The sequence below is a fragment of the Sphingomonas sp. BL-S-29 genome, from assembly GCF_055521495.1.
In genome coordinates, this window is sequence record NZ_CM145482.1 from 882,913 (window position 1) to 905,018 (window position 22,106).

Annotated in this window: 19 protein-coding genes; 12 read left to right on the plus strand and 7 right to left on the minus strand. The window is 62.3% G+C overall.

Annotation, left to right across the window (positions count from 1 at the left end):
• The first annotated feature begins 5 nt into the window (after nucleotides 1-5).
• Both ACZ1I2_RS04290 and ACZ1I2_RS04295 read left to right on the plus strand, forming a co-directional pair.
• Nucleotides 6-218 carry a conjugal transfer protein TraD gene (locus ACZ1I2_RS04290; protein WP_465175029.1) on the plus strand — a complete coding sequence of 71 codons (213 nt, stop codon included), beginning with the start codon at nucleotides 6-8 and terminating at the stop codon, nucleotides 216-218.
• Nucleotides 219-331: 113 nt separating this feature from the next.
• The gene (locus ACZ1I2_RS04295; protein ID WP_465175028.1) at nucleotides 332-829 is read left to right on the plus strand and encodes a Ros/MucR family transcriptional regulator; all 498 of its coding nucleotides are present in this window, start codon (nucleotides 332-334) and stop codon (nucleotides 827-829) included.
• Between the two features lie 18 nt (nucleotides 830-847).
• On the opposite strand, the gene ACZ1I2_RS04300 is transcribed toward ACZ1I2_RS04295, so the two are convergent.
• The 3 genes from ACZ1I2_RS04300 to ACZ1I2_RS04310 form a co-directional block, all read right to left on the minus strand.
• Nucleotides 848-1,753 (minus strand): HEPN domain-containing protein, encoded by a 906-nt coding sequence (locus tag ACZ1I2_RS04300; RefSeq protein ID WP_465175027.1) that lies wholly within the window; start codon nucleotides 1,751-1,753, stop codon nucleotides 848-850.
• A gap of 93 nt (nucleotides 1,754-1,846) precedes the next feature.
• On the minus strand, nucleotides 1,847-2,062 hold the full coding sequence (locus tag ACZ1I2_RS04305; RefSeq protein ID WP_465175026.1) for a sigma factor-like helix-turn-helix DNA-binding protein: 216 nt from the start codon (nucleotides 2,060-2,062) through the stop codon (nucleotides 1,847-1,849).
• On the minus strand, nucleotides 2,059-2,985 hold the full coding sequence (locus ACZ1I2_RS04310; protein ID WP_465175025.1) for an ArdC family protein: 927 nt from the start codon (nucleotides 2,983-2,985) through the stop codon (nucleotides 2,059-2,061). Before ACZ1I2_RS04310 ends, ACZ1I2_RS04305 begins: the two co-directional genes overlap by 4 nt.
• A 752-nt stretch (nucleotides 2,986-3,737) precedes the next feature.
• Here ACZ1I2_RS04310 and ACZ1I2_RS04315 point away from each other — a divergent pair.
• Nucleotides 3,738-3,947 (plus strand): helix-turn-helix transcriptional regulator, encoded by a 210-nt coding sequence (locus tag ACZ1I2_RS04315; protein ID WP_465175024.1) that lies wholly within the window; start codon nucleotides 3,738-3,740, stop codon nucleotides 3,945-3,947.
• Nucleotides 3,948-3,979: 32 nt separating this feature from the next.
• Here the strand turns inward: ACZ1I2_RS04315 and ACZ1I2_RS04320 are convergent, their stop codons facing one another.
• The 4 genes from ACZ1I2_RS04320 to ACZ1I2_RS04335 form a co-directional block, all read right to left on the minus strand.
• The gene (locus ACZ1I2_RS04320; protein ID WP_465175023.1) at nucleotides 3,980-4,651 is read right to left on the minus strand and encodes a class II aldolase/adducin family protein; all 672 of its coding nucleotides are present in this window, start codon (nucleotides 4,649-4,651) and stop codon (nucleotides 3,980-3,982) included.
• Nucleotides 4,652-4,882: 231 nt separating this feature from the next.
• Nucleotides 4,883-6,193 carry an MFS transporter gene (locus ACZ1I2_RS04325; protein WP_465175022.1) on the minus strand — a complete coding sequence of 437 codons (1,311 nt, stop codon included), beginning with the start codon at nucleotides 6,191-6,193 and terminating at the stop codon, nucleotides 4,883-4,885.
• A gap of 50 nt (nucleotides 6,194-6,243) precedes the next feature.
• On the minus strand, nucleotides 6,244-7,500 hold the full coding sequence (locus tag ACZ1I2_RS04330; RefSeq protein WP_465175021.1) for a gallate dioxygenase: 1,257 nt from the start codon (nucleotides 7,498-7,500) through the stop codon (nucleotides 6,244-6,246).
• A 181-nt stretch (nucleotides 7,501-7,681) separates the two neighbouring features.
• The gene (locus tag ACZ1I2_RS04335; protein ID WP_465175020.1) at nucleotides 7,682-9,349 is read right to left on the minus strand and encodes a tannase/feruloyl esterase family alpha/beta hydrolase; all 1,668 of its coding nucleotides are present in this window, start codon (nucleotides 9,347-9,349) and stop codon (nucleotides 7,682-7,684) included.
• A gap of 86 nt (nucleotides 9,350-9,435) precedes the next feature.
• Between ACZ1I2_RS04335 and ACZ1I2_RS04340 the strand changes: the two genes are divergently transcribed.
• The 9 genes from ACZ1I2_RS04340 (at nucleotide 9,436) to ACZ1I2_RS04380 (ending at nucleotide 22,100) form a co-directional block, all read left to right on the plus strand.
• The gene (locus ACZ1I2_RS04340) at nucleotides 9,436-10,389 is read left to right on the plus strand and encodes a helix-turn-helix domain-containing protein (RefSeq protein WP_465175019.1); all 954 of its coding nucleotides are present in this window, start codon (nucleotides 9,436-9,438) and stop codon (nucleotides 10,387-10,389) included.
• A 278-nt stretch (nucleotides 10,390-10,667) separates the two neighbouring features.
• Nucleotides 10,668-13,580 (plus strand): TonB-dependent receptor plug domain-containing protein, encoded by a 2,913-nt coding sequence (locus tag ACZ1I2_RS04345; protein ID WP_465175018.1) that lies wholly within the window; start codon nucleotides 10,668-10,670, stop codon nucleotides 13,578-13,580.
• Between the two features lie 117 nt (nucleotides 13,581-13,697).
• The gene (locus ACZ1I2_RS04350) at nucleotides 13,698-14,840 is read left to right on the plus strand and encodes an amidohydrolase family protein (protein WP_465175017.1); all 1,143 of its coding nucleotides are present in this window, start codon (nucleotides 13,698-13,700) and stop codon (nucleotides 14,838-14,840) included.
• Nucleotides 14,841-14,907: 67 nt separating this feature from the next.
• Nucleotides 14,908-15,504, plus strand: a complete 597-nt coding sequence (locus ACZ1I2_RS04355) for a hypothetical protein (protein ID WP_465175016.1) — start codon at nucleotides 14,908-14,910, stop codon at nucleotides 15,502-15,504.
• Nucleotides 15,505-15,557: 53 nt separating this feature from the next.
• Nucleotides 15,558-16,037: a c-type cytochrome gene (locus ACZ1I2_RS04360; RefSeq protein WP_465175015.1), complete on the plus strand. Its 480-nt coding sequence runs from the start codon at nucleotides 15,558-15,560 to the stop codon at nucleotides 16,035-16,037.
• A gap of 24 nt (nucleotides 16,038-16,061) precedes the next feature.
• Nucleotides 16,062-17,960: a carboxypeptidase regulatory-like domain-containing protein gene (locus tag ACZ1I2_RS04365; RefSeq protein ID WP_465175014.1), complete on the plus strand. Its 1,899-nt coding sequence runs from the start codon at nucleotides 16,062-16,064 to the stop codon at nucleotides 17,958-17,960.
• 28 nt (nucleotides 17,961-17,988) lie between these two features.
• Nucleotides 17,989-19,713 carry a tannase/feruloyl esterase family alpha/beta hydrolase gene (locus tag ACZ1I2_RS04370; protein WP_465175013.1) on the plus strand — a complete coding sequence of 575 codons (1,725 nt, stop codon included), beginning with the start codon at nucleotides 17,989-17,991 and terminating at the stop codon, nucleotides 19,711-19,713.
• Entirely contained in the window at nucleotides 19,710-20,600 is an 891-nt protein-coding gene (locus tag ACZ1I2_RS04375; RefSeq protein WP_465175012.1) for a cupin domain-containing protein, read from the plus strand. Before ACZ1I2_RS04370 ends, ACZ1I2_RS04375 begins: the two co-directional genes overlap by 4 nt.
• 177 nt (nucleotides 20,601-20,777) lie before the next feature.
• Nucleotides 20,778-22,100: an MFS family transporter gene (locus ACZ1I2_RS04380; RefSeq protein ID WP_465175011.1), complete on the plus strand. Its 1,323-nt coding sequence runs from the start codon at nucleotides 20,778-20,780 to the stop codon at nucleotides 22,098-22,100.
• The last annotated feature ends 6 nt before the right edge of the window (nucleotides 22,101-22,106 follow it).

Consider the following 22,106-nt stretch of genomic DNA (forward strand, 5'->3'; position numbering starts at 1 on the left):
GGGTTGTGAAACGCCGTGAACGAACGCGCCACTTCATCGAGTTGGGCGGATTGATTGCGAAGGCCGGGCTGATCGAGCTGACCGACGACGATCGCGCCGTGATCTTCGGAATCCTGATTGAGGCAAGCGCGACGCTTCGAACGGACGCGCGCGAGCAAGCACTCACACTGTGGCGCCGGCGCGGGAAACGCGGATTCAAAGAGCCAGCCGCGCCCTGAACTGTGTGTTTGATATTGCCTATTAGCGCCGCGCACGACATGGCGAGTGCTTCCGGGGGGATGAATTCAAGCGGCACCACAAGGTGGCCGCCATTCCAATGATCGGAATCTCCATGTCTGACGAAGATACTCCAAACGCCGTCGAGCTCGCGACCGAACTCACCATCGCGTGGCTCGGCAATCCCAATAACCGCGCTTCCGCTGACGACGTGCCGGCGTTCCTGGAAAAGATGCACGCGACCGTGACGGAATTGGCGCAAGGATCTTCCACGGCACAGGCGGGGGAAGAGTCGGCGCCCCAGGAAGAATATGTTCCAGCTGTCGGAGCGCGCAAATCACTGTCGTCGAAAGATCACATCATCTCGATGATCGACGGCAAGCCGTACAAGACTCTCCGGCGTCATCTGTCCGGCCACGGACTGACGCCTGAGCAGTATCGCGAGCGCTACAATCTCAAGGCCGATTACCCGATGGTCGCCGAGAATTATTCGGCCGCGCGTCGCGAGATGGCGAAGAAGATCGGGCTTGGCCAGAAAGGCCGGCAAGCGAAGGCCGCTACCACAGCGGCGCCCTCTACCAAGCGTGGCGTTGGTCGTCCGAAAAAGGCCTGACTGGCGAGCGCCGTTCGGTCACCGACCGGACGGCGCGAGCCGCGCCTCGCTGACTGTTCTCACGAGCGTTTGCAACTCAACCACGTGCATGCTCAGCCAGTCGAGCTCTTCGTCTGTAATCTTGTACTCCGCTGAGTAGCGGGCGTTGACGTAGGCCTGCCTCAACAGTTCGAAACAGCGGCGGCTGAACTTGTCGTCGCGCGGCCATGCGCCAATCAGCGACGGCGCGATTTCCTCGGAATGCGAGCGTAGGAAGTTTAGCTTGTGCGACTTCGGGCTGTAGAGGGTGAGCACCAGCATAGTGCAGTGATAGAGCTGCTCGGTTGCTTGGTGAAATAGGAACGCAGCCCTGTTACTCCAGCCTTGGGTAACAGCATACTGCGCCGTGCCGAGGAACTCGGAAGCGGCCGAGAACCACGTGTCGAAATACTTCTGCGCCTCGGCCCGCGCCTTCTCCGGCGGAAGCTTCCGCGGGCTCGCGAACGGGAACCCTTCAGCCTCGTAAAGCGCGATCCCCTGCTCGACGATGTCGATGAAGAACGGCCGCCCCTGCTCAAGCTGCTTATTCACATCCTTGAGGCTGTGAACGATGAAATTGACCGGCGCGCTGAGCGCGCCATTGATCGTCATATCGCGCATCAGCCGGTCATCAGCGGAGGACCAATAGTCCACCACGTCCGTCAGCCGCTCCTCGTCGACCACGACCAGAATGTCGTAGTCTGACTGATAGCCGCCGATCGGATCATCGACCCAGCCGCCACGCGCATAGGACCCGTACAGGACGATCTTCAGGATGCGCCCGTTCTTCTTCCAGGGCGAGGTCGCCCGCGCGGTAGAGTCCGCGAATTCCTCGAACAGCACGCGCACGATGTGCGCGAGTTCGCGCTGCTTGGAGGCGGGCAGGTGGTCGAGGTCGGTACGCATTGCCATTCATCCTAGCCGGATCGATCCGGCGATGCCCAGCCGGAAAGCCGGGCACCGTCGGAAAAGCGCGTTCATTCCTGAGGTTTCTGCTGCTCATCGGCCATCGAGGGCGAGACTGACGGCAAGCACCGCGCTGGCGGTAAGCCGCTCCACCTCCTCGACCGACAGGCCAAGCCGGAAGCCGATGCGTGGATAGTCGAGACCATCCACGGCCCCCAGCAGATAGACCGCGCGCTCCGCCATCGGCAGCGTATCGATCGCCGCCGCCAGTCGCACAAGCTCGGCAGCCTCGCGTGCCCGGCGCATCATGCCGCTTCCTCCTGCGCATAGTCGCGACAGGCGCTGGCATGCCGCTCGAGTAGCCAGTCGGCCGCCTTGCTTGCAGCGCTCGCCGCGCGGAAGATCGCGCGGCTATCCTCCCGTAGAACGTCGAGCCAAGCCCCAATATAATCGGCATGCCGAACGGTCGGCACGATCCCAAGCGATGCGCACAGGAACGCCGATCCCATCTCGGCGATCAGCTCCTCCCGCGCATAGCCCGCCGACCCGAACGGACTGGTCAGGTCCCGCCCAAGCCGTGATGCATGTCCGGTCGCATGGACCAGCTCATGCAACCACGTCCGGTACGCGTTGATCTCGTCGAAATAGGCCCGCCGCGGCGGCACCACGACAAGATCCTCGGACGGCACGTAGAAGGCTTCCAATCCGCCGACCCGTAAGTCCACGCCGCTCGCCGCGATCAGGTCATCGGCCACCGGCACGATCTGATCCTCGGGCAACGCAACCGGCGCCCCGGCAAGGTCCGGACCCAGCCCTTCGCACTGATCGACATTGAAGACCGTAAAGCGCTTGAGAAAGGCAACATGCCGCGCGTCCTCGCCGTCCCGCTCGCCCTCATCGCGATCCTTCGGCGTAAACCGATCCGCGTAACAGACACTGGTCCCGACCTCTCCCTTCCGGACATTGCCGCCCAAAGCCTGCGCCTGCCGATAGGTAAGCCAGCGCTGCGACGAATAGCCGCCCCTCATCACCGCAACCCAGAGAGTAAGGACGTTCACACCCGAGTAGCGCCGCCCCGTCCCGGCATTGCAGGGCATGCCCACATCCGCCCCCGTATTGCCCCAAGGCTGGACCCATGGCAGCCGCCCCGCCTCCAGCTCCGCGATGATCCGGTCCGTGACCTCAGCATAAAGATTGGTGACCGGACGCTGCACCTGAACTTCTTTCTTCACTGCCTCGCTCCTTCTCAAACACCGCAACCGGCGCCGGAATGGCGGGGTGGGCGGCAGGAGCGGACCGGCAGTCCCGCAAGAGCGGCGGGTTGCACCCGAAGGGGCCAACGAAGTGCCGCACCCGAGCTTGCCTCGGGTTGCTGCGCGCCGCTGCGGGACTAGAGGGAAGCGACGCCCACCCCGCCAGTTCGAGTGCCGGAGGCAAAACGCCGCCGCGCCCGGCGCGGCGACCGCAGCATCACCAGCGCGCAGCGCCGCCCGGCCCCACAGGGCCGATCAAAAGAGCACCCTCGAATCCGGCCGTCCGGCGCGGTGGCGTGCGCGCGGGCCTGTGGGCCAGCCGCCGCCGCGTCCTCCGGCCGGATCGAGTGTGCGACGCGGCAAAACAAAGGCGCTGCGACCCCTGGCGGCTTCGCAAGAATCGCCAGTGCGCGCTCCATTGATCCGCGTTCCGCTTGGCCGGCGCCCGCCGGCCTCGATCGACCCGGTCGATCCAGCGTCAGTGATCGTCACCCGAATGGACCGAGACGCACGAAGAGCGACTCGGCGCCGTGCAACGGCGTAGAGCGCGGTCACGCCGAAGGCGTGAGACGCCTTGGGATTCAAGCCTTAAAATCGAACCTACGCCAAGGCATGTCTTTGCGCGCCAGAGCGCGCCTGTTGGCGTCAAGTCGCGCCACCCCACTTGCGCCTTTGGCGCGAATCCCAAACCTGTTCGCGGGGAGCCAGACCGACGCACACAGGATCACGCCATGACCGATACTCCCGACCGCATCCTTCGCTTGACGACCGTCCTCGACCGTACAGGCCTCAGCCGCTCTACACTCTATCGCAAGGTCGAACAGGGGACCTTCCCCGCGCAGGTACGGATCGCCGCCCGCTGTGTTGGATGGCGAGAGTCCGCCGTGGTCGACTGGATGCGCAATCCGATGTTTTACCGCGTCGACGATCAGAAGGTTTGAGGCGGTGCTGCGCCCTGATGCCAGCGCCCGAACTAAAGATCGCGGTATCGATCGCGCGCGGACCCGCTGCGCCGGCACCCCGAACCCGGGCCGTTCAGATGGCCAAGGGGCGGCCGATCTGACGGTCGTTCGTGACTGCAGCGTTTTGCGCCTTGGCGGGGCCCAGATAGGTGACGTTTCCGAGCCGCCTTGCCTCCGTCTGCAGGATAGCGATTTTCTCCGCATGGACGGCGGTCGACTGCCGGCTCGCTCGACGGGCGGACAATCGTCGCGCCATGTCCCCGCATCAGGATCACGGTCCGATGGCCCAGCATGGGCGCAAGCGCGTCCCCCGAGCGACGGATTTCGGATAAGCATGTCCGTAGCCTGGCCGGTAGCGTCGCGGATGTTGAACAAGGGCGTCCGGCGCCCACGAATCCGCTCACATGGACCGATTGCACGGCGGGCCACGCGTCATAGACGGCACAATGGATAAAGCGCTCGAGATAGGTCTTCGGCCCGTCTACCTTCACCGGCTCGCAGGTTCGTTCGTCGATCTCGATGATGTCGGACTCCATTATCAGTTCGGGCGCCAGGGACCGCGCGATGAGGATGTGGTCCGGGTTGGCGATCGATCGAACGCTGATATGCCCTAAGGCATCTACCACTCCCTGGATGGCAAGAATGTGGTTGGAGATGACGAGCGGCGCGGCGTTCGCGGTCACCGCCGAAGCTTTTTTGCGCAGTGGCAGGAGGGGCGAGTACTGTCAGGGCGAGCGCCAAGATCGATGCAGAATTCGCATGACGTCTCCCGTAGCAAAGCGCTTTGGCTTGGGGTCGGGTAAGCGCGCGCGATCGTCTGCTCCAGGCTCCTCTGGCATCCGCGACCAATGAAGAGGTTGCCACGAGTCGGACGGCGGGCCGATAACTGAATGGTACCGAAGGACGGCGCCTGATCAGGCCACCGACTCTCCCCGCATGCGCACGAAGGTCAGCGCGAAGGCCGCAAGGAGGCAGCCGCTGGCCATGACAGGTGCGACCCACGACAGCGGCCACCCCGCCGAGAACAGGAATCCGGCGAGGATGGGACCAAGTGCTGCGCCGCCCCGGCCAACGCCGATAACAAGACCAGTACCGCCCGCCCGCAGGCGCGCCGGAAAGGACTGGGCGAAGATCGCATAGAGCCCCGCCGTGGCGCCGTTGGTGAAGAAGCCCGCGACTGCGGCGCCGATTGACAGCGCCATGAGAGTGCCGAGGCCTTGCCCGAAGCTGGCGACGGCGATGACCCCTCCGATCATCGCTCCGATCACCAGCTGCCGAACCCCGAACCGCTGCGTCAGGAGGCTGAGAACGAGGGATCCGGTCGCGCCGCCGACATTCGCCCATACGAGGACTCCGCCAGCCGAGCTCGCTGCATAGCCGAGATCGACGACGATCTTCGGGATCCATTTCATGAGGAAGTAGAATGTCATGATGTGGCTGAAATAGGCCAGCGTCAGCAGGAGAGTCGTGGACACCATCCCCGGGGCGAGGGCCTCCGCGATGCTTGCACGCGGTACGCTGTCGTCGCGCAGCGGGAGGCTGTCGAGCGCCTGGCGCCCCTGCCTGACCAATGTACCATTCACCTTCTCCAGGGCCCCCGCAGGTTGCCGGTCGCAAAGAAACGCGATGGTTTCGGGGACGAGCCAGATGACGAACGGTACGAAGGCGGCCGTAGCGAGCGCGCCGAACTCGAAGATCGACTGCCATCGACCAGTGGTGGACAGAAGGGCCGAGGCAATCGATCCGCCGATGATCGCACCGACCGGATAGCCCCCTGCCATGATGGCGACAGCCAGGTTGCGCCGGCGGCTGTTGGAACATTCGGCGACGATTGCGTTGGTGGCGGCGAGCATGCCGCCGATGCCGAGTCCAGTATAGAGCCGCAGGGCCGAAAGCATCACAACGCTGTTGGCGATCGAGGCTAGTCCCATGCCGCTTGCCATGATGACGAGACAGGCGAGAATGGTCGGCCGCCGTCCGATACGGTCAGCCATCGTGCCCAGTGCAAAGGCGCCGATTGCCATGCCGATCAGCTCTATCGAAAGCACGATTCCGAGGGCTGCACGATCGACGCCCCACTGGGTGGCGATCCCCGGCGATGCAAACGAGATCGAAAGGACGTCGAATCCGTCGAGCGCGTTTAGTGCCGTGGCGATGCCAATTGCCAGGATCTGGCGCGTGTGCATCGGCTCGCGCGCTATGATCGACCGGGGATCTTCGTTCACATTCCGTCCTTCGTTTGCAGGGGCAGCGGGTCGCGGTCCCGTCATGCATGCTACTGGCCGGTCGTAGGCCCGAGCTTCCTGCCGACAGAGTACAAGGCTCCCGGTGCATTCCGGCTTGCCTGGAATTCCTCGAGCGTCTCCCCCCGCATGCCGGCGTAGACCACGGCGTTGGGTAGCCCGAGCACGGCGGCGAGCTTCTCGAGGCCGAAGAAGATGGCGCCGCGCCCGATGAGACCGGTCCAGTCCCGGTTGCGGATCAGTGCCTGATCGCTCGGCTCGAGCCCGGACGCGGCGAGACTTGCATCTTCGTTGGCCAGGAAGGCAGAACGATGGTCGGGCTCCACCATGCGGTGCAAGAATCGGTTGAGATCGTAGTTCTTGACGCTGAGCCCAAGCGTAAAGGGCTGGCTGGCGGGCAGGGCCAGGGCGCCCGGATCCAGTTGTTCGAGCGGTCTCAGGCCGGCATGTCCGGCCCGGTTCTCGAGCAGGAGCGTTGCGATGCCCGTCATCGACGGAAGATAATAGTTGCGGGAAAGGACTTCGGGCCTCGCCGACAGTGCTGCGCGCATGATGAGCCACATTACGACCTCGGAACTCTCCCAGCCGCCACGCATGGCCAGTTCCGCCTGACTCATCCGCGCAAGCGTCTCCGGATCGTCGAGGAAGAGATCGATGAACTGCTCGTCCCAGGCGGGATCGTTGAATCCGGCCCGGGCCCCGTGAACCTGATGCGACAGACCTCCCGTCGCAATGATGGCGACCGAAATGTCGTCCGGATAGCTTTCGATGGCGGCACGCAGCGACGATCCGAGCTTCCAGCATCGGCGCGCACTCGGAACCGGATTCTGAAGCACGCCTACCGCAAGAGGCACCAGCTTAACGGGCCAATCGGGGTCATGGTCGAAAAGCAAGCTCAACGGGGAGAAGCAGCCATGGTCGAGCGACCTGCGTTGGAAGAAGGACATGTCGAACTCGTCCGCCATCAGCTTTCCGCCGATATGGGCTGCCAGCTCGGGATGGCCGTCGATCGCCGGCAGGAGGCGGGCTCCGCCACCCTCATCTGCGCAGGCATGCTTGTCACCGACGCCCAGCGCGAACGCCGAATAATGGTCGAAAAAGAAAGACGTGACATGATCATTATAGATGAGGAACACCACGTCGGGACGCCGCTCCGCCAGCCACGCCTTGAGGGGAGCATAAGCGGCGAAGATCGGTGCCCAGGCCGGATCGTCCTGCTTGCCGGCATCAAGCGCGAACCCGATTGTCGGGGTGTGCGAGGTCCCAATGCCCCCGATAATGCGTGCCATGCGAATTGGTCCGATCAATTGGAAGGAAGGGAAGGGTCGGCGCGTGTCTGCGCTGACCACTGGAAAAGCACGGAGCCACCTGACGCGCGGCACAGCCTGGCTCCGACGTCATGATCCTTCCGGTTATCGATGCGTGATCCCGGTAGCGCCTCACTGATTGGCTCCGAGGCTGTCGCCCTGTTCATCGCGCTGCCTTGCAGGAAAAGGCGAGCCCGTCGAAGCCGCAGTCCTGCCGGAAGCCGGTCTTGAAATAGGCGGCACCCGCCCAATCGTCAAAATAGGTCTTCGGTGCAGCAGTCTGCTTTGCGCGCGCCCAGCTCTGCGGCAATTCGGGATCGGCGCCGCGCTTGAGCACTGCCATTGCCGGCCACGGAAATATCGTCCGGCCCTTGCCCGCGACGAAATCGGCCTCGTTACGCGAGGCGACGATACGGTCGGGCGCCTGGCCGTCCTCGGTCCACGCCATTAGCGGGGTCAGGACGTCGATGCTCGTGAGTCCGTCCCCATCGCTGCAATGATACATGCCTGGAACGATGAAGAGACGCAGAAAGGCGCTGGCGGCGGTCACCCCCATATGGTTTTCCACCGCCTGGGCATAGGCGATCGAGTTGACCGGGGAGATGTGGGGGTCCGACCAGCCATGCCAGATCAGCAGCTTTCCGCTGCGCGCGGCGAACGGTCCAAGATCGGGATCTGTCGCATCGTAGAGCGCGTGCATCGGCAGCAGCGCGTCCATTGTCGCCGTCGTGAAGGGAAAATTCTCCAGCGTCCAATCCGGCGCTGCGGGTTTGGGGAAAGCGAGCGACCGAATTGTGTCGCTCGCGAATATTGCACTCAGGATCGGGCCATGCGCCTCGGCGGGCACAAAAACCTTCGACCAGGAAAGTTCGGAGCCGGGCATGAGCGCACCGACGACGAGCTTTCGCCCGGCGGCATCATGCGCTCCCCGATAGATTTCCGCCGCGGCGTCCGCCGCCGCGCGAGAGAGACAGCTGGCTGTGCTGCCGTCGCGACATTGAGCGGCATGGGCATCGAAACGGCATTGGAGAGGATTGGAGATCAATCCGTCCCTCAGGCCGTCATTTGCATCGCATGCAGCAAGCGCTGCCGCGTGCAGGATCGGGAGGTCGCCGCTTTTCAGCGGCGCGCCGGGGCCACCTGCGCCGCGGCCGGTCCTCAGCTGGGTGCGTGCATTCCAGCCGTGATAGAAGCTGTTCTGTACGAGGAAATTCAGGGCGGGCGCGCCTGCGGCGATGCCGTCGAAATCGGCCGGATAGCGTTGCGCTTCCATCAGCGCCTCGCGACCGCCGTCCGAGCATCCGGAGAAATAGGACCAGCGTGGCGCCTGCCCATAGTAGCGCCGGATAAGCTCTTTCGCGATCAGTGCCGTGGCATGCACGCCACGATAAGCGAAATCGACGCGGAGCTGCATGTCCGACGCACCCCAGCTTCCACCCTTGCCGCTGTGACCCATATCGGTCGACGCGGTCACGAACTCGCCCCTTGTCAGTGCCGGACAGGCTCGCTGCGGGGAACGGATGGTCAGGTTTCCGCACAGACCGCCGCAGCCGGTCTGCAAATAGCGCTGCGTCCACCCGGCAACTGGCATCCGGACTTCGAACTGGATCTGCGGCGAGACATATCCCCGCACGCGACACATCGTCAGATTCTTCTCGGTGACCTCGGCGGCATCGCTGATCTCGGCCGGATAGCCTGCTACGCTGGGGTCGATGCCGCGCAGGCTTGCGCACGAAGCAATAGGCGTGACCGTCGCCAGCGGCGCCGCCAGAACGGGGTGCGCCGCGACTATGGCAAATTGCAGTACGAGGAATGAAAGTACCGCCCGCATCCCAGATCCCCTCCCAGCGCAGGTCGTCGAGCGTTGTGCCCTTCCTGCCGGTTGAGCTAGTTTGCGCATTCCTGTAGGGCAGGTCGATGGCGGAAACTGACAAAGGAATGGACTTTTCGCTCAACGCGGGCATCGATGTCGGGAGCGTCAGCGCGACGACCGTGCCGCGCTACATCCTGTATGGCGATGCGACCGCCCGGCCGGACTGGTTCGTCAATCTCGAGCCGCTCGATCGTCGGAGCCGCGAAAGCGGGCTGGTGATCGCGCCACACACCCACCCGAGATTCACTCAGATGGTGATATGTGAGCAGGGCGGTGGCGAGATGTCGGTGGAAGGCGAAAATCACCCATTCGCCCGCGGCAGCGTGATGGTGGTGCCGCCAAATCGCATCCACGGTTTTTGCTACGAGGAAGACGCTGGCGGCTGGGTTCTGACGATCGAGAACAACTACCTCGCCGATCTGCTGGTACGTGCGCCAGTCCTTGCGCCCATTTTCCAGGATCCTGGCGTCTTCGATCTCGATGAGGCCGTGCTTCCTCTCCTTTCGGCTGAAGTCGATGCGCTTTCGCTGGAGCTTCAGGACACACGCGAGGGCAGCGCCGTCGGTGCAGAGATTCGTCTGTTATCGCTCGTCCTGGCTATGCTGCGCCATTGGCCGAAAGAGTCGAAGGCCGGTCATGCGACGCAGGGCAAGCGCTCCGAACTGGTTGCCCGGTTCCGGCAGATCGTCGAGCGTCGTTTTCGAGAGCAACCCCCGGTCGCTGACATCGCCAGTGAACTGGGCGTAAGCGTCTCGCAACTCAGGCTCGCCTGCAACTCCATCGCCGGTGTATCCCCAATCTCGATGCTGCACGATCGCGTTCTGGCCGAAGCGAAGCGTTGCCTCGCCTACACGGCGATGAATGTGTCGGAGATCTCCGACTGGCTCGGCTTTTCGGACGCAGCCTATTTTTCGAGGTTTTTCACGAAATCGGTCAAGCAGGCGCCGACGGCCTACCGACGAAAGCAGGCTTCTCCACCCTCTTCTCCCCCGCAATAGGAGCGCCGCTCACGCGGCACTGACACCAGCGTCGCTGAAATCCGGTACGGTCGCTGCTGCTGATTTGCGCCTGCCGACTCGGCCAACGATTCTCACTCGCGCTGTGCGATTTGCGGGCACATTTGCACATCTCGCTGATCGAATAGGGGTCATGTCGGCCCGAACCTGACGAAAAGTCCAATAGTTTTTCACGTTCCGCCATGGCCGGTCCCGGCATCCCCACTTAATGTATGTTCGTAAGGCGCCCCGAAAAAAGCGCCCGGTTGAGGGGATAGAGAATGGCGTCTTCTGGCAAAAAAATCCGTGTGCGGTTGACCTCGAGCGTGATGGTCTGGGCGTTGATGGCTCCCATCATGGGCAGCGAGGCAATGGCCCAGGAGACCCCGCCGCCCGCGGCTGCCGGAGACCAGGCCGGCCCAGTTGCCGCTGAACCGGAGTCGGATGCGGGCAAGGAGCAGGAGATCGTCGTTACTGGGTCGAGGACCGCCACGAACGGCAACGACCAGCCGACACCTGTGACTGTCGTGACGACCGCCGAACTTGCCGCCACGACCCCATCGAATATCCCGGATGCGCTTAACAAGCTGCCCGTCTTTACTGGTTCATCGAGCAGCGCGAACCTGGGCAACGCGACGACTAATGCGTCGGGCAATTTCCTCAACCTGCGCGGCCTGGGAATCATCCGGACCCTTATCCTCCAGGACGGACGCCGCGTTCCCGCGACAGCCGCGAACGGTACGGTCGATACCAACACGATCCCGCAGATGCTGGTGAAGCAGGTCGATGTAGTGACGGGCGGCGCCTCCGCAGTCTATGGTTCGGATGCCGTGACCGGTGTCGTCAATTTCGTGATCGACAACCGGTTCCAAGGCGTACGACTGCAGGCGCAGGCCGGCGTATCGTCGCGCGGTGACGATGGATCGCAGAAGTTTGGCATTGCGGCGGGCACATCGCTGGCCGGGGGGAAGCTGCATCTCGAAGGCAGCTACGAATATTACAATTCCGACGGCATCGACGACAAGGGAGCACGCCCGGCGACGGCCGACCCAGTCGGGCTGGGCGGTGCCGGAACGGTCGCGAACCCCTACCGGGTTTTCAACAGCTTCCGAAACAGCAATCAGAGCTATGGCGGGTTGATCCGCACGGGGCCGCTTGCCGGTATGCAGTTTGCCGCAAACGGCGTGCTTTCACCATTCGTACCCGGCGTCGCAACCGGGACCGCGGGCACGCAGAGCGGTGGTGACGGAACGTGGCAGAAGGGCATAACGCTGGCCTCGTATCTGAGGACGCACCAGGCTTTCGGCCGTGCCGATTACGACTTCACGAACGACCTTCAGGGCTTCGTACAGGTCAGTTATGCGCGCGCGGTAAACGGCCAGGCCAACCAGTATCCGAGCGTGAATCCGAATATTTTCTCGGCGAACAACGCGTTCCTTACTCCCGCCCAGCAGGCGGCGGCGAGCGGCCCGGGGGCGCCGTTGGTCAACGGATTGCCGACGTTTTCGTTCGGCAAGCTCTTCGTCGATCAGCCACCCTCCACGATCAAGGCGACGACGTACAACTACAACATCACGGCAGGGCTGAAGGGTAACCTGACCGGCGACCTGAAATGGGATGTCTATTACACTCATGCCAAGAGCTCGCAGCATGTCGAGTACAACGGCAACAACAACAACGGCCTGCAATATGCGGCGCTTGATGCCGTTCGCGATCCGGTAACCGGGAACATCGTCTGCAGCGTCACGCTGACCAATCCGGGGCTTTATCCGGGATGCGTCCCGGTCAATCCGTTCGGGCCAACAGCAGCGAACCCAGCGCTGGTTTCCTATTATCGCAAGCTCACCGAATACACCCTTCAGAACCATATGGACGATGTCGGCGCCAATGTGAGCGGTCGCATCTTCGATACCTGGGCAGGCCCCGTGACCGTCGCGCTCAGCGGAGAGGCGCGCAAGATCAGGCTGACCAACAAGAGCAATGCCCAGCCGACCGATCCGCTCATCTGCACTGGCTTGCGCTTCAATTGCACGGCCACGTCGGTTCTTTGGGGCGGAAACGTCACTGCCGACATGCGGGCCAAGGAAACGATCGTCGAGGGGGCCCTGGAAGCGACCGTGCCGGTGCTCAAGGACGTGTTCCTCGCAAAATCGCTCGAGCTGAACGGCGCAGTTCGCTTTGCCAACTATAGCGTCAGCGGAAACGCCACGACCTACAAGCTGGGGCTCACCTGGAAGGTCGTTGACGACCTGGCGTTCCGTGGAACGCGGTCGCGAGACATTCGGGCGCCGACTCTGTTCGACCTCTACCAGCCGCTCTCGCAGAACCAGTCCAACTTCGCCGACGTTCATACCGGTGTCACGACCACCGTGCCGGCGCGGACGCTCGGCAACCCAAATCTCACGCCTGAAGTGGCCTACACAACGACCATAGGCGTGGTCTTCAAACCGAGCGTGTTGCCGCGGTTTTCGATCGCCGTTGATTACTACGACATCGACGTGAGCGACGCGATTTCACTGGTAAGCGGCCTGAGCGCCGCGACCCAGGGTGTCTGCGAAGCCAGCAACGGCACAGCCGACGTCTGCGCCCTTTATATTCGGCCGCTTCCCTTCAGCAACCGAACCGCGGCGAACTATCCGACCCTTGTTCTCGCGCAGCCGCAGAACATCGCGACGACTCATCTGCGCGGGGTCGATCTCGAGGCCAACTACACGGTGATGCTGGGCCAAGAGTCGCGGCTCAACCTGCGCTTCCTGGGTTCCTATCAGCCCTTTTACAAATCCAAGCTGTTCCCGGGCCAGCCGCTGGTTAACTCGGCCGGCGTCGCCGGAGTGCCGCCGGGTACGACGAACGCGGTGGCGCTGCCGCGCGAAAAGATCAGCTTCGTCGCGAACTATTCAACCGGCGGCTTCAACCTCGGAACGCAGATCCGCTGGCGCAGCTCGCTTTCCCGCAATGCCGATCCGGCGGTTGTCTTTATCGGTGACAAGATCCCGTCGAACACGGTCGTCGATCTCAACACAAGCTACAAGTTTGAGACCGGCGGCACGAACTTCGAGGCTTTCCTCACCGTACAGAACCTGTTCGACAAGCTCGCGGCCCCGTTCGCGAGCACGGCAGGAAATGGCACCTTCGTTCCAGGCGACGACATCATCGGGCGATATTTCACAGCTGGCGTCCGGGTGCGGTTCTAACAGGCTCGCGACTGAGGCGGAGAGGCGAGGTTCGACGGTGCCTCGCCTTCCGCTCATACCGAACAGGGCTGCGCCGGACAGCGGTTCGATCAAACGACATTGAAGGGTGATCAGGCAATGACCAGCAGAAGAAACTTTCTCATGGGCGGCGCGGCGGCCACGGTGGCCGGCACACTGGGCGCAGGGAAAGCCTCGGCCGCGCAGAGCGCGAAGAGCTACGCCGGCACCGAAAGCTATGCTGCGACTTACACGCCGAAGCCCACATCGCTACCGCAGCGCAAGGGCCCGCCGATCTCGATCGACATGCATACGCATTGGGCTCCGGAGCCTTATCTGAAGGCAAAGGCCGAGCTGGGGCAGCCCGATTTCCTCGATCCGATCAATCACGACATGGATCGCCGTCGCAAATGGATGGATGAGCACGGCGTTCAGACGCTGGTGCTCACGCTGGGTGGATTCAGGCCGTGGGTCTGGGTCACGCCCGAACAGGGCGCCCATATATCCCGCGTTACCAACGATGCGGCGATGCAGGTGCACGCGGCATTTCCCGACCGCTTCCTGGCAGGCATCGAACTGAACTGCAGCGACCCCGTCGGATCACTGGCCGAGCTGAACCGTGTCGCGGGCAAGCCGGGTATGGTCTGTGTCCATCTGCCGACGTCTCTGGCCGGCCGCGAATATCTGTTCGAGCCGGCCTTCGCGCCGGTGCTGGCCCGGATCGAAGCGCTCGGTTTGCCGATCTTCCTTCACCCGCTGGACGGCGAGCCCAACTGGTTCGCCGGTCACAGGCTCGCCGACGAATATTCGGGCATCGAACCGGGGGCCAATGCGACCGCACAGCGCTTTCCCGGCCTGACGAACTCGCTCGGCAATTCGCTTGAGGTGGCGGTGACCATGTCCAAACTCATTGTCTCCGGGACGCTCGACAAATATCCCAACCTGACACCGATCATCGGGTGTGCGGGCGGTGCCCTGCCTTACGCCGCCGGCAGGCTCGAAAGCCGAGGCAGGCTGAAGCGGCCGCTGGGCGAATATCTGCGCCGCTTCTATTATGACTCGCTCACCTATTGGCCGGTGTCCCTTCGCTTTCTCGCCGAGGTAGTCGGATCGGATCGCATCGTGCTCGGCAGCGACAATATGTTCGGGCCGGGCAATCAGCTGATGGAGCAACCGCACTCCATCATCGATCAGGCCAACTTCAACGATCAGGATCGCGATCTCATCCTTCGCGGCAATCTGAAGCGCCTGTTCAAGCTCTGACCGGCGGACTCGAAGCAACGCGCATGCACGATGCCCTTGGGGCAACAGGAATTCGAAAGAGAGATTTATGCGATCGATTCTGACCCTTCTGCTTCTCCTCGCAACGGGCGCCGCCGCTTCGGGCCAATCGACCGCGCCCAAGGCGCCGAAGGATGCCTCGCTCTACATCGGCGAGGGCGAACTCCAGGCCATCATGCAAAGCGTTCCCGCCGCAAAGGACACGGGCAAGCCCAGCAGCTTCAGCAAGCGACTCTTCGAGGCAACGACGTTCAGCACGGCGTTCATCCGGTTGAGCGAACCCGACCAGCCCCATGCCCATGGCATTTGGAGCGAGGTCTTCGTCGTGAAGCAAGGGTCTGGCATCCTAGAAACCGGCGGAACCATTACCGGCAACATCTCGAACGATTCTGCGACGCACAAGGCGATCTTCGTTAACGGCGCCCCAGCGCCCGAACCGACGCCGGCACAGATCCAGGCAGCCAAGGCTTCCGCCGCCAGAAGGGCTGCGCAGGGGGACAAGGCGGGCACAAGCATCGAAGGCGGCCGTCAGCAAAGAGTGAGTGGCGGTGATGTTATCTTGATCCCGGCGGGGGTCGCGCATCGCTGGATCCAGATCGATCAGCCAGTCGTGTATCTCGACATCAAATTCCCGAAGGCCGAATAGTTGGCAATAATAGACATCATCTCAAACAAGATATCTGAAAGGATATTGGACAGATGACTTTCGCAAAACTGGCCGGATCGGGAGCGATCTTTGCTCTCATCATTGTCGCGCGGGCGCATTCCCAAGCGCCGATTGAGCCACCCGTCCAGGCAGCGCCGGACAAGGTCACCGTCACCAAGCGTGTCTATGACCGGAAGCAGTTGCTGGCCGCGCCCGTTCTGCCGGACGATGCTTATCGCGGGCGGGCATTGTTTCTCCAGCGTTGCGCCTATTGTCATGATGGCGTCGGCCAGCCCAGCTATCATACCATGGGTCCGTGGCTTGGCGCCGAAACCGTCGAGAAGTTGACCGAGGAAGGCGTCACGGCCTTTGTCCTCACGGGGACGGACCGCATGCCCGGCTTCGCGCACACCTTGCAGCCTCAACAGGTAAACGACCTGATCGGGTTCCTGAAGACCGTAAAGTCCGATCAGAAGCCGACCCAAACTCAGCTTGATGGAGGGGCCGCACGGCCCCTGAGCAACGACGACTAGCTGCAACCGCAATCGAGGCCAATCATGATCAAGTCAGCTTCAACTGCGCTCCTGGGCATATCGATCGCCTGCTTTGTCGGCATCGCGGCGGTTCATGGCGAAGGCGCAGTCGCGCCTGGAGCGCCTGGGATCCTCGGCGTCGTGAAGGACGCTGCCGGTAAGCCATTGCCTGGTGTCGCGGTATCCGCGCGCTCGACCGATCAGACGATGACGACTTCGGTCTATACCGACGAGCGCGGCGTCTACGTGTTTCCTCGTCTGACCGCTGGTACCTACAAGCTCTGGGCCCAAACTGTCGGCTACGCGACGCGTCGGGCGGACCTTGTGCTGGACGGCTCCCGGACGACGAGGAGCGACCTCACCCTGCAGACTCTGGCCGATTTCGGGGCGCAGCTCACAGGCTATGAATGGTTCAATTCGCTGCCGGACGACAACGCTGATCATCGCCGCATGAAGCAGGTGATGTATGTCGCCTGCACCGGTTGCCACAGCCTGGACGTTGTCCTGCAGAACAAGTTCGACGAGCCCGGCTGGAACGCGATCGTCAAGTCCATGGAGAACTCGTTCTACAATGGCTATCGCCCCGGTGAACTCCAGGCCGCGCAAATGCGCTGGCAGGGGCAGATCATCCGCCATCATCGTGCTGAGCTGGCAAAATATCTGAGCGACGTGCGCGGCCCCGATTCCAGGCCGCTCACGCTCAAGCCCCTCAGCCCCGTGACGGGAGACGGCGCGCGCGTCGTAGTCACTGAATACGAGTTACCGGTCAAGGAGCGAGAGAACGAGCCCTCCTGGTACACCGGGACTGACTGGATGCTCGGGCCTTCTACCGGGATGCATGGGATCGTCGGCATTCACGACGTGATCGCTGACGCGTCCGGCACGGCGTGGATCACCCAGGCCAGGACTACCTTCGAGTCCAATCGAACCCTGATCAAGCTTGATCCGAAAACCGGGGATATGGCGGCCTACCGAGTTACCGACCCGAAGGGAAAGCTCCTCTTCTTCGAACAGATCGCGAGCCCAGATCCAACGGGCAATCTTTGGATGCATGACGGCTCGAACTTGGTGCGGCTGAATCCGAAGACTGAGGAGTTCAGCCTGTTCACTTTGCCCAGGGTCATGGGCAGCATGGTCAACTCGACCGATGCGGATTCGAAGGGACGTGCTTTTATCAACGGTCGCTACGGGACCCTGATGTTCGATCCCGCTGAACAGAACAAGAAAGGTGTCATGTATCCAGGCTGGCACCTGTACCAGCAACTGACTCCGGGCGACGGCACGACCTACGGCATTTCAACGGATGCCGAGGACAATGTGTGGTGGTCGGAGAGCTATGTAGACAATGTCGCCACTCGGAACATGAAGACCGGAAAGGTCGTCGAGTTCGACATGCGCGATCCCGACTATGACGCGCGCAAGGCGCTGGCCACGCCCGCCGATCTCGCCTTTTACGACTCGGTCGGCGGTGGAACATGGGGCGCGAACTCGGCCTCCCCGCTACCCTATGCGAATATGCCGCGGCGCCTTTCTGCGGACAAGAACGGCGACACAGTCTGGGTGCCAAACTGGGCTCAATCAAATCTCGCCGAGATCAACATCCGCACGCACACGGTAACCTATCATCGCCTGCCCATTCAGGTGCACCCCTACAAGACGACGGTCGATAAACAGCATAATGTCTGGGTCGACACCTCTCTCGTGGATGCGATCTGGAAGTTCGTACCGTCGACCGGTGCGTGGAGCATGTATCGCCTTCCCAGCCATGGCTGCGGCTCGCGGCACATGAGCTTCGACGACGTGAAGGGGGAGGCCTGGCTTCCGTGCGACCAGTCAAACAAGGTCGCCCGCTTCCAATTCCGGTCGGCAGCAGAGGTGAGCGCTCTCGAAGCGGCGGCCAAGCCCGCGAACGCCGCAAAATGAATTTCGCTCGCGCACTTTGGAGGCCAAGATGAAGCTGAAGCATATCATTCTGCTGTCGAGCAGCATGGCCTTATCTTTGCTCTTCTCGGGCCCGGCATCTGCGGCGACGCCGTGCGAGAATTTGAAACAGTTTCGGACGGCCGGCGTCACGATTACCGATGCTGAAACGATCGACTCGCCCTCGGTCATCGCGGCGATTCTGCCCAAGACCGCGAGTGCGCTTCCCTTTTGTCGGGTGAGCGGCTTCATCGCGCCGACCAAGGACTCGCATATCCAATTCGAGGTCTGGCTACCCACCCAGCCCAGCTGGAACGGCAAATTTCAGGCTGTCGGCAATGGCGGCTTTTCTGGCGCGCTCAACCACCGTGCCATGCTGTCCGGCTTTAACCGCGGCTATGCCACCATGACCACTGACCTTGGTCACACCAACACTCCCGCCGGCGCAACCGAGGATGCCAGCTGGGCGCTCGGGCATCCCGAGAAAGTGGTCGACTACGCCTATCGCGCCGAACATCTTTCGACCCTCGCGGCCAAGAAGATCGTCGCGGCCTATTACGGCAAGGGCCCGACCCACTCCTATTACACTGGCTGTTCGGCAGGGGGTATTCAGGGACTCAACGAGCTACTTCGTTTCCCGAAGGACTTTGACGGGTATGTCGTCGGCAACGCGACGCCCGATCATCTGGGCCAGGAAATGGGTGCGATGTGGAACACGCTGGCGGCGTCGCTCGCCAGCCCGGCAGACGCGCTCAAGCCGATCCAGATGTCGCTCGTTCACGACGCAATCCTTCGGCAATGTGCGGGCAAGGATGGCGGTCTCGCTACCGATCCGTTCCTGACCGATCCGAGAATTTGCACGTTCAAACCGGCGACGCTGCAGTGCACGCCCGGACAGGATGTCGCGACCTGCCTGACGCCGGCGCAGGTGGCGATCTTCGACAAGATCTATCAGGGTCCGGTCAATCCGCGGACGGGACAATCCCTGTTCGCCGGTCTGACCCTTGGTACCGAGCTCGGGTGGGACAAATATTTCACGGGCAAGAAGAACCCGGCCGCGGCCGACCGGCCCTGGGCGACGTTCATGAGCATGATTGTCTACGCGGACCCGGAATATCTCAGTCAGCAGAAGTATCTGACCTTCGACTTCGACAGGGACTATCTGGCCACGCAGCGAAAGATCGTGGCCGGCGAGTCGCTGGATTCGAGTTGGAACGTTCGGTCGCGCAATCTCGAGCCGTTCAGGGCGGCCGGCGGAAAGATCATTCAATATCATGGTTGGGACGACCCCAACATTCCGTCGCTAGAGGCCATCAAATTCTACGAGGGAGTTGTAGCTGGCCAGGCCAGGCGCAAGGGCCTGACGCAGCAGGCCGCGGCCGAGCAGATACGGCAATTCTACCGTCTCTTCATGGTGGCTGGCATGGGGCATTGCAGCGGCGGCGACGGGCCTAATGTTTTCGGTCAGAATGGCCAGCGGCCGCTGAAGGCGGACGCCGAATATGACACGATGCTTTCGCTGGAGCGGTGGGTCGAACAGGGCGTCGCGCCGGAACATTTCATCGGCTCCCGGGTCGATCCAAAGACGACCGCGGTCGATATGACCCGCCCGATCTGTGCCTATCCGAAAATCCCAATGTGGAAGGGAAGCGGGAGCAGCAACGATGCCGCAAATTATAGCTGCTCGAACGGGGCACAGCCGCGTGTGGGCAGCGGAAATGCGCAACGGATTAAATCCCAGGGGACTACCTCATGACGGCATTCTCTACCTTCGTCGCGACCCTTGCCTTCCTGGGGGCCGCGACGCCCTGTATTGCCGCGCACGCGCAGAGCAAAGCGACTGATAGTGGGCCGTTTCATCAAAGCCCTCATCGAGGGCCGGTTCGAACAATAGACTTGTCGCCGTTCAAAGGTTCGATTTCCAGCGAGATCCTCGCCAGCCCGTCCTCAGGACTCGAAAGCGCTTACGTCCTTTACACACGCATCGCGCCTGCAGGCGCCCCGAAGGGCCTGTACACGCTACCTGTCGATCATGGCTATCTCGTGCTGTCGGGCGTTCTTGACGTCCAGCTCGGGACTGACAAGTTTGCCGCGAAACCCGAGACGCTGATACTCGTCCCCGCGGGCATTCCTCACCGGGTCTGGAATTCTAGTGGCGAGGTGGCGGTCAGCCTTGAGGTCATCACGCCGGCTCCTTCCGCGGATCTCGCGTCGATGATGAAGCCGGCCGTCGCGCGAAAAATCGAGAATGCCGCCCAATATGTCCGCGCGGCACCGACACTCGGCGCGCTTGCCGGAGGCACCGGACACGAATCCCTGAACGAGCGCGTGTTGGCGGATCGCGCCAGCGGGTCCGAGCATGTTCTGGAGCGCCTCAACGACGTGTTGCCGGGCGGCGGTCGCACGGAGCGGCACCTTCACCCGTTCGACCAGGTCTATTTCGTCCGCAAGGGGACGATGACCCTCCAATATGGCATGAAGACCTATGAGGCGAACGCCAACTCGCTCGTCGTCATCCCCACAGGGGTCGTTCACAGCAATTTGAACAACGGCACATCGGTGCAAAGCCTGGTCACCCTTTTGCTGCCGGAACCCCAGAAGGGGTCTCCTCTTGGCCAGACAGTGGAGTTCAAGGCCCGGTAGGACGTCGCACCGGTGAGGGTGACTCTTGGCGGGGTTGTGCTCATCGACCCGTTCCCGGGCGAATGAAGAGGCTGCCGTACGATTCCGTCGCCCCGCGCCTTGGGGTGGATGTCGGACGTTGGCGGTGTCGCGGGCCGAAGCCCGTTGCGGATGCAATGTGAAAGTCAGGATCAAGCAATGCTGTCGACGCCCGATGCTCTCCATTCAGAGCCCAGCCCAGCCACCATGCTGTCCGACGGGCATCGGCTCCGCGCGATCTTGGCAGGGTCTGCCGGCAACCTGATCGAGTGGTACGACTTCTACGTCTACGCCTTTACTGCGCTCTACTTCTCGTCGGAATTCTTTCCCAAGAGCGATCCTCTGGTCCAGATCATGGCGACAAGCGGGATATTCGCGGTGGGATTCTTGATGCGCCCGATCGGCGGCTGGTATTTTGGCCGCTATGCCGATCGGCACGGGCGCCAGGCGGCGATGGTCGCCTCCGTGCTGATGATGGGCGTTGGGTCGCTATTGATCGGTGTCCTTCCCACCTATGCGGCGATCGGGGTAGCTGCCCCGGCTTTGCTGTTGCTGGGTCGCATGCTCCAAGGCTTCTCGACCGGTGGACAATACGGCACGGCCGCCACCTACCTGAGCGAAATTGCCGGCAAGGGACGCCGCGGTTTCTGGTCGTCTTTCCAATATGTGACTCTGATCGGTGGGCAGCTGTGCGCCACCCTGGTCATCCTCATGTTGCAGCAGGTCCTGCCCGACGACGCGATGAAGTCCTATGGATGGCGTATCGCATTCATCTTGGGGGCATTCGGAGCCGGAACGATTCTGTTGTTTCGTCATCACATGCATGAGACGTCGACTCCGGCGGATCGCAGCGCCACCGCGGGCAGTCTGACTGAGTTGTTCACGCGCAACGGCCGCGCCTTCCTCACGGTCATGGGCCTGACCGCTGGCGGAAGCCTCGCTTTCTATACTTTCACGACCTACATGCAGAAGTATCTGGTCCTGACTGTCGGCATGACGAAGGAAACCGCTACGGTCATTATGACCGGCGTGCTCATCGTGTTCATGATCCTTCAGCCGATCATGGGCCTGCTGTCGGACAAGATCGGGCGCAGAAACAACATCATCATCTTCGCAAGTTTGGCGACGTTGTTCACGGTGCCGATCCTGGCCGCGCTGGCTACGGTGCAGAGCCCGGCAATGGCGTTCTTGCTTGTTCTCGCAGGCCTGACAATCAACAGCTTCTACACCTCAGTGAGCGGCCTGTTCAAAGCTGAGATGTTTCCGATCCATGTGCGCGCCCTCGGCGTCGGCCTGGCCTATGGCGTCGGCAACGCCCTGTTCGGCGGTACTGCCGAGAATATCGCGCTCGCGCTCAAGCAAGCCGGCCATGAGAGCTATTTCTATTGGTATGTGACCGCGATCTGCGCGGTCTCGCTCATCACTGCGCTCACCCTGAAGGATACGCGCAAGGATAACCCGCTCGACCTGATCCGCGTTTAGCGGAGC

What these genes read in the sequence shown, in the direction of transcription:
- ACZ1I2_RS04295 (WP_465175028.1), top strand. Translation starts at nt 332, where the DNA reads ATGTCTGACGAAGATACTCCAAACGCCGTCGAGCTCGCGACCGAACTC.
- ACZ1I2_RS04300 (WP_465175027.1), bottom strand. Translation starts at nt 1,753, where the DNA reads ATGCGTACCGACCTCGACCACCTGCCCGCCTCCAAGCAGCGCGAACTC.
- ACZ1I2_RS04305 (WP_465175026.1), bottom strand. Translation starts at nt 2,062, where the DNA reads ATGATGCGCCGGGCACGCGAGGCTGCCGAGCTTGTGCGACTGGCGGCG.
- ACZ1I2_RS04315 (WP_465175024.1), top strand. Translation starts at nt 3,738, where the DNA reads ATGACCGATACTCCCGACCGCATCCTTCGCTTGACGACCGTCCTCGAC.
- ACZ1I2_RS04330 (WP_465175021.1), bottom strand. Translation starts at nt 7,500, where the DNA reads ATGGCACGCATTATCGGGGGCATTGGGACCTCGCACACCCCGACAATC.
- ACZ1I2_RS04335 (WP_465175020.1), bottom strand. Translation starts at nt 9,349, where the DNA reads ATGCGGGCGGTACTTTCATTCCTCGTACTGCAATTTGCCATAGTCGCG.
- ACZ1I2_RS04340 (WP_465175019.1), top strand. Translation starts at nt 9,436, where the DNA reads ATGGCGGAAACTGACAAAGGAATGGACTTTTCGCTCAACGCGGGCATC.
- ACZ1I2_RS04345 (WP_465175018.1), top strand. Translation starts at nt 10,668, where the DNA reads ATGGCGTCTTCTGGCAAAAAAATCCGTGTGCGGTTGACCTCGAGCGTG.
- ACZ1I2_RS04350 (WP_465175017.1), top strand. Translation starts at nt 13,698, where the DNA reads ATGACCAGCAGAAGAAACTTTCTCATGGGCGGCGCGGCGGCCACGGTG.
- ACZ1I2_RS04355 (WP_465175016.1), top strand. Translation starts at nt 14,908, where the DNA reads ATGCGATCGATTCTGACCCTTCTGCTTCTCCTCGCAACGGGCGCCGCC.
- ACZ1I2_RS04360 (WP_465175015.1), top strand. Translation starts at nt 15,558, where the DNA reads ATGACTTTCGCAAAACTGGCCGGATCGGGAGCGATCTTTGCTCTCATC.
- ACZ1I2_RS04365 (WP_465175014.1), top strand. Translation starts at nt 16,062, where the DNA reads ATGATCAAGTCAGCTTCAACTGCGCTCCTGGGCATATCGATCGCCTGC.
- ACZ1I2_RS04370 (WP_465175013.1), top strand. Translation starts at nt 17,989, where the DNA reads ATGAAGCTGAAGCATATCATTCTGCTGTCGAGCAGCATGGCCTTATCT.
- ACZ1I2_RS04375 (WP_465175012.1), top strand. Translation starts at nt 19,710, where the DNA reads ATGACGGCATTCTCTACCTTCGTCGCGACCCTTGCCTTCCTGGGGGCC.
- ACZ1I2_RS04380 (WP_465175011.1), top strand. Translation starts at nt 20,778, where the DNA reads ATGCTGTCGACGCCCGATGCTCTCCATTCAGAGCCCAGCCCAGCCACC.